Genomic DNA, 11,813 nt, shown 5'->3' on the forward strand with positions numbered 1-11,813 from the left:
ATTGTCGATGTCATCACTGGCAAGCGATATACCAGCAGCCCATGAGGCCAAAGGCGTTGTCGAAGGCGGGCAGCAAATCCGCACGCAGCTGATCATATGCGACACCGCAACAAGCGACGGCGGTCAGACCCTTCTGAGTTACTACAAGTCTCATCAGGCCCGCGGCGTCCTTCCTCAGCGTACGGACATGCCCAGCCGTGAGTTGCTCGGCATCATGCCTCATCTCTTCATGCTGGAACCCGTAGACGCCCCCGGAACCGACTGGCGCTTCCGCCTGGTCGGCCATGGGATTGTCGAGCATGTAGGTGTGGATGCCACAGGCCTGTGCATTTCGCAGGCCTATGACCCTGCCGATGCTGCACGAAATGCCGGCGACTATCGCGATGTCGCCATGAACGGCAACACACGCATCACCCGCGGCACGTTTCACGGGATTGATCGCGAATTCCTGGAAATGGAAATCGTTCATGTGCCTATGATTGGCTCAGACGGCACAACGCCATGGGTCCTTGGCGGGCTTTTTGTCCAGCCGGCACCCTGCTCCATCTGACGTGTCCTACTTGGATTCTCCAAGTTCAGGAATGTCCCCGAAAAACCCATCGACCCGAACAACTTTGCCGTTGTCGTCAACTTCCGTGACATCCATCCCCGGCATCAGCGGCGTGTCGCCTGACGAGACAAGCCAGTTGTAGCGATACCGATTGTTGTGAACATTGAAGCCGCTTGTGCGCTCCGCCTTCGGGCTCTCAATATCCGCTCTGAATTTGTGCACCATCGCTTCAAACGCATCGATGCCGACCACGTAATTGTCCGGGTCCGCAAACACCACATCTGGAGATAGCGCGGCATCAAGGTGGCCTCGGATACGCGAAGGATCACTTTCATTCCAGGCAGCCAGCATACTGTCGAGGCTGAGGGGCAATTTAGACATGACATTTCTCCATAAATAAAACCGACCAGCGGTTTGTATTTGACAAATTGCTGCCTGTAAAGACTTTTGATGACAGCCGGTTTTGCGTAAAAGACCTCCATGGCCCTACAGACCGAACGCCGCGAAAAGACCCGCACCGCTTTGCTCAAGCACGCAAAGCGCCTGATGCTGCGCCATGGCTATGAAGCCACCACGACGCAGATGATCCTCGAGGCAACTGGCCTCAGCAAAGGCGCCCTATATCACCACTTCACAAGCAAGGCCGAGATCGCAGAAGCCATCTACGTCGAGACATCACGGCAGTCGATTGCTGCTGCGTCGCAAAGCGTCGGTGCCACCCGCTCGCATCTTGAAACCCTGCGCAGAGCCTCCCTCGCCTGGCTCGATCAGATCAAGCAACCGGTCACAGCCCGCATTCTCTTTGAGCTTGGCCCCCAGGCCCTTGGCTGGCAGCAGGCGAAATCCATTGAGGAGGAATACAGCCTGGCTGCCATGATGATATCTCTTGAAGCTGCGCAAAAGACCGGGGAAATTGCCCTGAACAATCCATTGGTCACCGCGCGCATGTTAAATGCTCTTATGGCGGAAGCTGCGTTCCTGCATCTTGAGTTTGGTGACAGCACCCGCAAGGAAGTAGAGCGCACACTCACTTCCTTCCTCGATGCATTGCCGCGCCCCAAATGAACCCATCACGCATCGACTCCAAAGCGCCCCTCCGCCCCTTCGACTATGCGCCTCCCATGGAGCCCTATCTGGATGTGCTGCATGTGGACGACGATCTCCTGATCCTCAACAAGCAGGCCGGTATTCTCAGCGTGGCCGGTAACCGGCCCGGCCTTGAGGATTGCCTCGTGGCCCGCGCGGAAGACCAATATCCCGGCATCAAGCTCATTCACAGGCTGGACAAAGATACGTCCGGCGTTTTCATTATGGGCCGCCACCACCGCGCCCAGCGCCATCTAAGCCGCCAGTTTGAAAGCCGTCGCACCACAAAACACTACGTCGCCCGCGTTGACGGATGCGTGGACGGCGACAGCGGCACGATAGATTTGCCGCTTGGCACCGACCCGGACCAGCGCCCCAAACAAAAGGTCGACCACAAAGAGGGCCGCCCCGCCATCACACACTGGCAGGTCATGGACCGCGAAGCAGATGTCACCCGCTTGCTGCTACGCCCCGAGACCGGGCGCTCACACCAGCTGCGTGTCCATATGTGCGAATTGGGGCATCCCATCCTGGGCGATAACTTCTATGCAGATGATCGCGTGCTGGCGAAAGCCGACCGCCTGCAGTTGCACGCCCTGGGTCTCACCTTCCGCCACCCGGACGGCGGCACCCCCATGACCTATTTCGCCCGCACGCCGTTCTAACGCGCGGCAAACAGGCCCGTCTTGAAGAACGCCGCCATGCGATCAGCCACGGTGTCATTGGAGAGCGGCAAAGTCAGTGACGCTTTAGCAGCCTCGACGGCCTCTTCGGGAAGACCATTACTGTAAGCATCAATCAGGTCGGCCTCATACCGCGCATCAAACTCTGGATGGGGCTGCAGGCTCATGGCCCACGGGCGGCCTTTGTCATCGTCATGGGCCAGACCGGCAATCCTGCAGAAGGAGCTGGACGCAATGACCCGCGCACCGTCTGGCACCGTCATCACCTGATCTCCGTGAAACGCCAGAAGCGTCAGCGTCTCACCGGTGTCCGGAAGGTCATACTCAACGGCCCCCATGGAGCGCCCGCCGGAAAATTTTTCAACCCGCGCGCCCATGGACTGGGCCAGCACCTGATGTCCAAAACAGATACCAATCGTCCGAACGCTCTGCGCCCGCGCGCCGCGAATGAAATCCTCCAGAGGCGGTATCCACCCGTGATCTTCATACGCCCCGCACGCAGACCCGGTAATCAGCCATCCGTCAGCAGCCGTCACCGCGCCGGGAAACACGCCCTTCTCAACATCATAGACGTCAAAGTCGAGCCCGCGGCCCGCAAGCAGGTCCATAAACATGACGTCATAATCGGGATGACGGTCAGCCAGCCTGCGAGGAATATGCCCTGTCTTGAGAATGCCGATTTTCATGGCACCTCAATACCACGGACCACATTGTTAGATCAGCCCGTCCGCACGTGCTTTTGCCTGAACCGCCCGCGTGGTTTCCCCATTTCCATCGGGAGACCAGCCAGGAGGCTGGAACAGATATCCAAAGGCCGCCCGAAGCGACGGTGCCGTGCGCATGTCGTTCCAGATCGCGACCCATTCATGGAATGTCACTTTGATAGGGTTGCGGGTTTCAAGCTGGTGGCGAATGCCAAACACGCAAGGCTCGTCATCGCGTTCCGCTTCAAACGTACCGAACAGCCTGTCCCACACAATGAACGTGCCGGCATAGTTCTTGTCGCAGTAGCGAATGTTGGAGGCATGGTGCACCCGATGATGCGACGGCGTGTTCATGATCCACTCCATCGGGCCCAGCTTTCCGATAATCCGCGTGTGCAGCCAGTATTGATAGAGATGGTTGAGCGAGATCAACGCCACGACCATGAGCGGGTCCATGCCCAGCAACACGGCTGGGATGAGAAAAATCGGCTCGAACCACGCTTCCACAAAAGACGAGCGCAGCGCCGTGCCGGCATTCATGAACTGGCTTGAGTGGTGGTTCACATGCGCCGCCCAGCCAAGCCGCACTTCATGGATCGCCCGGTGGTACCAGTAGAATAGAAAGTCGACGATCACATAGGCGCCAAGGATCGCAACCACGCTGCCGGTCCAGTCAATGTCGGTGACCGCAAACTGATGGACCCAGTAATAGACCGCCAGCACGGTGCCCGCCGCCAGCGCAATGCTCAGCGCATAGGCAAGACCCAAAGTGACGGAGCACAGCGTGTCCGTTGCCTCGTAGTACTTCTTGCGCAACAGCCAGACGAGGCCGATTTCAATGCCGATAAAGCCGATCAGCAGCCAGATCTGGTCCACATCGCGGATCGCCAGCAGCCCATTGAGAAAGTCCAGCATGTCGCCCTCCTGATAGTCTTGCAGTCTTTTACAAAACATACGTTACGCAATAATTATTACAAAACAAGTGTTTTGTAAAGACCTGATGTGAGCTACACTCCCCCCATGCCGAAAATCGTTGATCATGACACCCGACGCGCCGAACTGGTGGAAGCAAGCTGGCAGGTCATCGCCGCAGAAGGCCTGGAAGGTCTGACCATGCGCAAGGTGGCGGAGGCCGCCCACTGCACCACCGGCCGCATCACCCATTACTTTGCGGATCGCGAGGCGCTCGTGCTCGCAGCCCTGCGCGCCGTCAACGGAGCCGCAGGCGACCGGACCGACGCCCTGCTCACCCGTGACCTTCCGGCACACGACAAACTCATCCTGTGTCTTGAGGAAGGACTGCCCCTCGACACAACCCGTCAGCTGGAATGGAAAGTGTGGATTGCCTTTTGGGCAGCCGCGGCATCCAACCCGGTTCTGGCCAAGGAAAACGACGCCAGGCACACAGGCTGGATCAGGGCACTGGCCCCCCTCATCAAGGCTGTTGCCCCCAAAGCCGATGCCGAGCACGAAGCCCGCATTCTCATGGGCGTGCTGGATGGCTTGGGCCTCATCGCCGCCATCAACCCGACAGCCCGCAACAAGACCAACGCCAAGCAGGCCGTCCACACCCATGTGGCCAACCTCTTAAAGTCAAACAGCTAAGAGCGTTATTCGCCGGGAAGGACCGCAGCAGCACGCGCCTTGCGCATCGTGCGCAGCGTGCGGAACGGGTAGGCAAGCTGCGCGCCAAAACCCGCGGGCATCTCCTCGCGAATACCGATATCCGCAGGGGGCCGCCGGTTCGGCAACAACCATGTGCCAAAAAGCAGATCATAGGCCATCAGCACTTCGCCATAATTGGAGTTGCCCTCAGCCACCACTTTCGAGTGGTGCCAGCGATGCAGCTGCGGCGTATTGAAGATGTAGTTCAGCCACCCGGTCTTGAGGTCCGCATTGGTATGGGTCAACAACCCGCTGAACGCGGTAATGCCGCCCACCCACATGAACACCTCAACCGGCGCGCCTGCGAGATAAAGCAGCGGCTGGCTGAGCGCCACACTCAACGCGGTATCCACAAAGTGGAACCGCCCGGTGTTGATGACCCATAGCCGTGTCACGGAATGATGCACCGCATGGAACGGCCACAGCCACGACACTTCATGGCCCAGCCGGTGTGCCCAGTAAAAACCAAACTCCGCAATGAACAGCCCCAGAATGATCTGCGCCCACTGCGGCCATTCCGTCGGCCACAACATGCCCGGCTGCGGATCAACCGCTTCCACAACGACAATAAGCGTCGTCACGGCAGCCGCGGCCTGCACCATGCCTTTGTTCAAAAGCGTGTGCGCGATATTGACGAAGGTCTGTCCATCGCTCGCCAGCCATGTGCGCTCATGGGTCATCCACCGTTCAAGCAAAAGCAGCGTGATGCCCAGCAGCACATAGGCACCATTGAACCCCAGAATGGGCTGGTCATAGGCCATGCCAAGCGCTGTCAGTGACACGCACGCAATCATCAGCCCCGGCCATGCGGTGTAGCTGACGAGCGCCTGCAGCCCCGCAAGAGGCGCAGCATCCGCAGTCGTCTGAGGCTGATCACTGGGTGTCATGGCTGGTTTGTCCCGGGCGGCTGCCGTCATGGCGCGCCAAATCACTTTGCGCAGACCTTATCACACACGAAGGCGTTCCCGGCCCGCAAGCAGGCACGAGGAAACTATGTCGCAACCGATGCAACAAGGCGACACTCGCCTCAATCACAGATGGACATGAGAGGGGCCTAGGGAGAGAAAAAGCCTGGAAACCAGCCGCATTTTGTCAGCTTCAGGCATTGGTCTTGTGGCAATAAGCAACCCAGACAGGTTAGCAACCACACCAGATGCCGGGTTACACTCCAAACAAAACGGGCACCTCACACAATGGTGCTGCCGCAATACGAAGGGGATAAACACATGACATCACCCAGGCACATATCGGCAGATACAACCCAATGACATCAAAACGGGACGACGAAACGGCTAGCAGCCCACACGACAGTGAAGCCTACCGGCTTGCCTCGCGCGATATTGATTTTCTGGCCACAGATGATTTGCGCCCGATACGCCTCCAGCTCGAACTTCTGAAGCCCGAGCTGTATCTGCGCCAGGAAGACATCCGCTCAACCATTCCCGTGTTCGGAAGTGCCCGCATCCTGCCCCCTGACGCGGCAGCCGCACACCTTGATGCTCTCGAGCACGGAACAGACAGCAGCACCGCCTCCCCGTCCAAACTCGCCCGTGCCCGCAAGCAGGTGGAATACGCGAAGTACTACGCTGAGGCCCAGGCCTTTTCCGGCCTCGTCTCCCAGCGCTTGCAGAACGGTGACGGCCAGAACTATGTCATCGTCACCGGTGGGGGGCCAGGCATCATGGAAGCCGCCAACCGCGGCGCCCACGAGGCGGGTAGCCGGTCAATCGGCCTCAACATTACCCTGCCGTCAGAACAAACCCCCAACCCCTACACAAGCCCCGAACTGTGTTTTCAGTTCCGCTACTTCGCCATCCGCAAAATGCACTTTTTGTTGCGCGCGAAGGCGCTGGTCGCCTTTCCCGGCGGATACGGCACAATGGATGAATTGTTTGAGGTCCTGACATTAATCCAGACACGGAAGATTTTGCAGATTCCGGTCGTCCTCATCGGCAAGGCCTTCTGGCAGCGCGCTATCGATTTCAGTTTTCTGGTTGAGGAAGGCATGCTGAACGCCGACCACATCACCCTGTTTGAGATAGTCGAAACCGCAAACGAGGCTGTGAACATTATCGACAGCTTCTATCAGGAGCAGTCTGCGTGAAAGTGACATTCAACGGTGCCGCTCAGGAGGTGACCGGTTCGTGCACCCTGATTGAAACCGGCAGCGTCCGATTTCTGGTGGATTGCGGCATGTTTCAGGGTGGGCGCGATGCGGACAGCAAGAACCGCGCACCGTTTTCTTTTGATCCTGCCACGATTGATTTCGTTCTGCTGACCCATGCCCATATCGACCACAGCGGCCTCCTGCCGAAACTCAGCCGCCATGGCTTCACAGGACCGGTCTACACATCCCACGCCACCGCTGACCTGCTTGATATCATGCTGCGCGACAGCGCCCACATCCAGCAGTCAGAAGCCGAGCGGGCAAAACGCAAACGCCAGAACAAAAAGAAAAACAAAGAGAGCAGCAGCCAGCCACACCAGGCCGCCTATTCCATTGAGGATGTGGAAACCGTCCTCGAACAGGTGCGCGGTCTCAACTACGACGAGCAGACATCCGCCCACGAAGCGGTGCGGTTTCAACTACGCGACGCCGGGCACATTCTTGGGTCGGCCATCATCGAGATCTGGGTGCGTGAGCCCGATGGTGAACGCAAACTGGTGTTCTCCGGTGATCTGGGCCAACCGGACAGGCCCATCCTGTGTGACCCGACCTTGATTGAAGACGCAGACATCCTCTTCATTGAATCAACCTATGGCGACCGGCAGCACAAGAACCTTGATGACACAATTGAAGAGTTCGTCTCCGTGGTCACCCATACGCTCGATGATCTGGGCGGCAACATTATCGTGCCTGCCTTTGCCGTCGGACGGACCCAGGAAATTATCTACTACGTCAATCACCTGACTCGCACAGGACGCCTTCACAACATCAACCTGTTCGTCGACTCGCCCATGGCCACGGCTGTCACCCGCCTGACCATGCAACATCTTGAACTGTTTGATGCCCAATCCAGGAACCTCGCCGAATGGCAGGCAAATGGCCATGGCGTCCCCACCATCACCTTTACCGGCAGCGTTGATGAATCGCGTGCCCTCAATACCATTCAAGGCGGCGCCATCATTGTGTCCGCCAGCGGCATGTGCACCGCAGGGCGGATCAAACATCATTTGCGCCACGGCCTGCCGCACCCACAAAACGCCGTGTTGATCACCGGCTTCCAGGCGGAAGGTACTTTGGGCCGGCGCCTCGTAGATGGCGCCCGCCATGTCCGGATCTTTGGCGACGATGTACCGGTACAGGCCAGTGTTCACACCCTGGGCGGGTTCTCAGCCCATGCGGATCAGTCCGCTTTGTTGAACTGGCTCAGCGCCTTCAAACAGCCTCCCAAACAGACCTTTGTCATGCATGGCGAACCTGGATCATCCTCCGCACTGGCGGATGAAATCAGTACGCGCCTTGGGTGGCAGACCCAGTTGCCCCATCACGGTGAGACCTTCGTTCTGTTGCCCGTTTAGGTGCCCCGCCTTAGCGGACCGTATCAAAGCTCCAGAACGGATTGGCGATGGTCGGGAATCGCGCGGCAAACTGGAGTTCCATGCGGAAGACCCCGTCAAACCGAGCGGGAATGCCGAACCTCAGCACGCCACCGGCCTTCTTCCATTCCACAATCCGCCGAAATGCGCCATCTTGCAGATCAGTTTCCACCTGCGGCCCAAAATCACCGTCTTCGATAACCCGTTCAGGGGCGCCGTAGTGGCGAACAAGCTCGTCCAGCACGTCATTATAGGTCTGCTCGCGGGTGGTTCGCGCTCCGGTGGCAAAATCGATGATGAGCCCTGTGCGCTCGAGTGACTGAGACGGCGCCTCCAGCACCAGCCGCTGCCGCTGCTCAATGCGCTCGAAGTAGCGGCCCAGATAAATCATCGCGCCCCCCAGCCGCACCGGGTTGCCAAGTCCCGACACCGCCAGGCGCTCTTCCGCCAGAACCACATCTTTGCCAAGAGCCAGCGTGGTGATGTCCGGTACACCCGGCGCAATGGATGTCACACCGGATGGGGCTGCAATCCCCGCACCCGCCAGTCCCCGTTCCCGTCCAGACGTGCCCGCAGCCACCCGCGTGGCAAACTGAAACTGATAGCTCGCGGCCACCTGCCAGGCAGATCCAAACCGTCCCGGGTCCGGGTCGTTGGAGCGGAATTGACCCGTCAAAGCCACCGTGTGCGGACCATCAGTAAAGCTGTATCGCCCGCGCGCGGACACATCCCGCGTATCCGTCGCCCCGCGATGTCCTTCCTGAAACAGCACCGATGCGTCGCCCGTCAGGCTGTGGCCGCTATCGGTAAACAAAGACGCTGCAATGCGCGGGCCCGCTGCCATGATCCGCTGACCCCCCACACGCTCCCGCCGCAACACGATGCCCGGCGCAATGGTCCCCGACACATCCCCCCAAATAACGCGGCGCGACGCAGAAAAATCACCCAGCACGGTAGAGCGATCCACATCCGCTGCCGACTTGTCCTCGGTCTGCTGGACCTGCAGGCGCGCAATACCAGTCCAGTCCTCGGTCAGCGCCCAGTTGCTCACAACATCCACAGACCAGGCTTCGTTGGTCGTGGTCCCATTGCTGCTTTGTGTCTCGCGCCAGAAAGCATCGAAGGTGCCGGCACCACCGGCGCGGTCAAACAGATCAACCCAGCTGCCAGAAAACCCGATCGTGTCCGTGTCTATCTGGTTGGCGGTGCTGCGCGCATCGCGAAATCCCTGATATCTCAGCTCCGCATCGCCAATGCCGTCAAACACATGCCCAACCCGCGTTTCCCAGAACTGCCGGTCAGGCGTCACTGCAGCGCCAACAGGCCGATAGGTCTGCGAAAAATCTTCAAACCGCGCCCCGTAACGAAGGCCGGTCGCGTTTCGGCCGGAGATGGACGCAGATACCGCCGTGCCGCCCTTGTTGCGCTTGGCGGCCCTATCAAGGGTTTCACCCAGCAGCGCACCAATCTCTGCTTCAAGCTCCAGCGCATGGTCCGCAACGGAAAAATCCTGCGCCCCGGCCAGCGAGAACACACCACTGTGTAACGTCCCCTGTGCCGTGTCCTGACTGGCCGCATAACCCGTTGCCACAAGCGATGGCCCGCCAGGCAGTTCCACCAAATGTGACGCGCCGGCCACCAGCGTGTCGTCAAACTGCTCGCTCAGGGCATCATTGTAGCTGCGCGCTGTCGTCCCGCCGAAAACCTGCAGGGAGTGAAAAGCTGACGACGCATTTTTCTGAAGCTGTATCTCCGCGCGCGCACCCTTCAAGGGCAGCTGCAAGGTCCGCAGGGACGTAAACCCGAAATAGTCCCCGAGCTCCACGCGCCACGGAATGACCCCATCACCGCGCTCCCCCACCAGCGAAAACCGCTCCGCAGACAGAAGGTCGGTGCGGCCACGAAACTCTGATGGGTCGATGGCACCAAAAAAGCTGCCGCGCCAATTTTCAAACCGGGACACCTGACGGGAGAACCGAAGGTCCAGCTCACCAAAGGCATCCGCTTCGTTTTCGCCTAAGGCGCACGCCCCATCGTCCCCGGCACAATCGCGATACTCGACCTGTCCGAACACTGACCCGTTGATAAGCCAGTCGTCGTCCACACCCTGAGCACGGGCAGGCCCGCCAATTGTGGCCAGCGCAATCAAGGCGGCAAGTGCGAGACCCGCCACATACCCATGACGTCTCATCATTGCGCCACCTCTTCAAACCGGTGACGCAGCAACAACACATAGTCATTGGTCCCACGCAGCAGACGGAAAGCGCCCGTCGTGCGGTCCACATACTCAACCTGCGTCTGTGCGGTCAGTGTGATGCGCGACACCAGAAGGTCGCCGTCATCCGGCCCTTCGTCCCGGCGCAACACCTGGTCCAGCGTGTCGATGTTGGAAATACCAAGCACCCGCACCTGCGCATCGCGCGGCACCAGCAGCGTGGCGGTGTCTGCCAGTCGATCGCCATCCACAAAGTCATCGCTCAGCGCCCGTCGGAACTGTGTGTCCCCCCAGTTAGCCAGCACCTGTTCCATCGCCTGCTCCACATGCAGGCGGGGAATGGGCACAGGACCCGACAGCGGTTCGCCAACAAGGTCTGACAGAGCGGCTGCATCCTCGCCAACAGCCAGCAACTCCGGCGTCATAATGCGGTCCGCAGACCTGAACCCACGCGCATCCGCACCGGGAGCCACAACGAGCGAGCCAGTCAACAATGCGGCAACGAGAATGCCACTCAGGCGACATGTCATACCCATCACAGCCGCTCCACCTGAATGGTCGCCAGACCAAGAGTGACTGTCACAGTCACGCGGAACCGCTGTCCCCCCGGCGATCGAATGATGACCACTCGGGTCGAGTTGACAGGAATAGTGAGAGACAGACCGGGCGCAATTGCCGGGTTCTCAAAGACAAACCCGTTATTGGGAAAGATGAACGCGTCGGTCGCATTGTCCGTCCCTGCCTGCAGGCTTTCACCGCCCGCCGCTGGTAGAACCGTGATCGTGCCGTCATTGGCAATGGCGAAATAGGCCGTAGACGGTGGCGCACCCAGCGTGTCCTGCGCCGTCTGAACAACACCGCCGCCCGCACCCGCGCCTGCATTGTTGCCCGCATCATTGCCTGCGTTGTTTCCAGCATTGCCCGCATTGCCCCCGCCAAACTCGGTGACGATCAACCGCTCCGACAGCGGATCAAACCCGACCACATGAATGCTGCGGTCTGCCTCGACACCAAGCAACTCAAGCAGCGCTTTGCCGCCATCAGGCAGCTGCGTCACGATTCCATCGCCAAGCGGGCCTGGTCCCGGGCCGGGGCCCGGCGGTCCCGGCGGACCGGGCGGCGGCTTTGGTCCATCGCCGCCTTTCTTCTTGTCGTCATCATCCAGCGGCGGCCCCTCGCATTTGCCACCGAACACCGCAACGAAGCGATGCTGCAGCTCAAGCAGACCGACCGTGAACTCACTGCGGTTTGACTGAGCAAACCCCTGCGGCGATCCGAAGTCTTCAATGGACAACGCCTGCGCGGAAACGGTCAGGCCGCACCAGGCAGCCCCGGCAACAAGTGCCAGTTGGAAAACGGAGCGGGTCATG

The 11,813-nt window shown here is 59.6% G+C and carries 13 protein-coding genes; 6 read left to right on the forward strand and 7 right to left on the reverse strand.

What is annotated here, in order from left to right:
- The first annotated feature begins 7 nt into the window (after positions 1–7).
- Positions 8–550, forward strand: a complete 543-nt coding sequence (locus ABXH05_RS02720; RefSeq protein WP_353559667.1) for a PAS domain-containing protein — start codon at positions 8–10, stop codon at positions 548–550.
- Between the two features lie 6 nt (positions 551–556).
- On the opposite strand, the gene ABXH05_RS02725 is transcribed toward ABXH05_RS02720, so the two are convergent.
- Complete coding sequence (locus tag ABXH05_RS02725; protein WP_353559668.1) at positions 557–931, reverse strand: nuclear transport factor 2 family protein; 375 nt, start codon at positions 929–931, stop codon at positions 557–559.
- Between the two features lie 99 nt (positions 932–1,030).
- Between ABXH05_RS02725 and ABXH05_RS02730 the strand changes: the two genes are divergently transcribed.
- Complete coding sequence (locus tag ABXH05_RS02730; protein WP_353559669.1) at positions 1,031–1,615, forward strand: TetR family transcriptional regulator; 585 nt, start codon at positions 1,031–1,033, stop codon at positions 1,613–1,615.
- Positions 1,612–2,301 (forward strand): RluA family pseudouridine synthase, encoded by a 690-nt coding sequence (locus ABXH05_RS02735; protein WP_353559670.1) that lies wholly within the window; start codon positions 1,612–1,614, stop codon positions 2,299–2,301. The genes ABXH05_RS02730 and ABXH05_RS02735 overlap by 4 nt, the downstream gene beginning before the upstream one ends.
- Here ABXH05_RS02735 and ABXH05_RS02740 read toward each other — a convergent pair.
- Both ABXH05_RS02740 and ABXH05_RS02745 read right to left on the reverse strand, forming a co-directional pair.
- A complete protein-coding gene (locus ABXH05_RS02740; protein ID WP_353559671.1) occupies positions 2,298–3,005 on the reverse strand; it encodes a type 1 glutamine amidotransferase in 708 nt (235 codons plus the stop codon). The genes ABXH05_RS02735 and ABXH05_RS02740 overlap by 4 nt on opposite strands.
- Before the next feature lie 27 nt (positions 3,006–3,032).
- A complete protein-coding gene (locus ABXH05_RS02745; protein WP_353559672.1) occupies positions 3,033–3,938 on the reverse strand; it encodes a sterol desaturase family protein in 906 nt (301 codons plus the stop codon).
- 105 nt (positions 3,939–4,043) lie between these two features.
- Here ABXH05_RS02745 and ABXH05_RS02750 point away from each other — a divergent pair, with 105 nt between their 5' ends.
- A complete protein-coding gene (locus ABXH05_RS02750) occupies positions 4,044–4,628 on the forward strand; it encodes a TetR/AcrR family transcriptional regulator (RefSeq protein ID WP_353559673.1) in 585 nt (194 codons plus the stop codon).
- 5 nt (positions 4,629–4,633) lie between these two features.
- Here the strand turns inward: ABXH05_RS02750 and ABXH05_RS02755 are convergent, their stop codons facing one another.
- Complete coding sequence (locus tag ABXH05_RS02755; RefSeq protein ID WP_353559674.1) at positions 4,634–5,575, reverse strand: sterol desaturase family protein; 942 nt, start codon at positions 5,573–5,575, stop codon at positions 4,634–4,636.
- Positions 5,576–5,952: 377 nt separating this feature from the next.
- On the opposite strand from ABXH05_RS02755, the gene ABXH05_RS02760 reads away from it, so the two are divergent.
- Together ABXH05_RS02760 and ABXH05_RS02765 are read left to right on the forward strand one after the other, a co-directional pair.
- On the forward strand, positions 5,953–6,792 hold the full coding sequence (locus tag ABXH05_RS02760) for an LOG family protein (RefSeq protein WP_353559675.1): 840 nt from the start codon (positions 5,953–5,955) through the stop codon (positions 6,790–6,792).
- Entirely contained in the window at positions 6,789–8,210 is a 1,422-nt protein-coding gene (locus ABXH05_RS02765) for an MBL fold metallo-hydrolase RNA specificity domain-containing protein (protein ID WP_353559676.1), read from the forward strand. Before ABXH05_RS02760 ends, ABXH05_RS02765 begins: the two co-directional genes overlap by 4 nt.
- 10 nt (positions 8,211–8,220) lie before the next feature.
- Here the strand turns inward: ABXH05_RS02765 and ABXH05_RS02770 are convergent, their stop codons facing one another.
- From ABXH05_RS02770 to ABXH05_RS02780, 3 genes are read right to left on the reverse strand one after another with little or no spacing between them, the layout of a single operon-like run.
- Positions 8,221–10,422: a hypothetical protein gene (locus ABXH05_RS02770; protein WP_353559677.1), complete on the reverse strand. Its 2,202-nt coding sequence runs from the start codon at positions 10,420–10,422 to the stop codon at positions 8,221–8,223.
- The gene (locus ABXH05_RS02775) at positions 10,419–10,979 is read right to left on the reverse strand and encodes a hypothetical protein (RefSeq protein WP_353559678.1); all 561 of its coding nucleotides are present in this window, start codon (positions 10,977–10,979) and stop codon (positions 10,419–10,421) included. The genes ABXH05_RS02770 and ABXH05_RS02775 overlap by 4 nt, the downstream gene beginning before the upstream one ends.
- Positions 10,979–11,812: a hypothetical protein gene (locus ABXH05_RS02780; protein ID WP_353559679.1), complete on the reverse strand. Its 834-nt coding sequence runs from the start codon at positions 11,810–11,812 to the stop codon at positions 10,979–10,981. Before ABXH05_RS02780 ends, ABXH05_RS02775 begins: the two co-directional genes overlap by 1 nt.
- Between the last annotated feature and the right edge of the window lies 1 nt (position 11,813).

The organism is Pyruvatibacter sp. HU-CL02332 (assembly GCF_040362765.1).
Lineage (GTDB): Bacteria > Pseudomonadota > Alphaproteobacteria > CGMCC-115125 > CGMCC-115125 > Pyruvatibacter.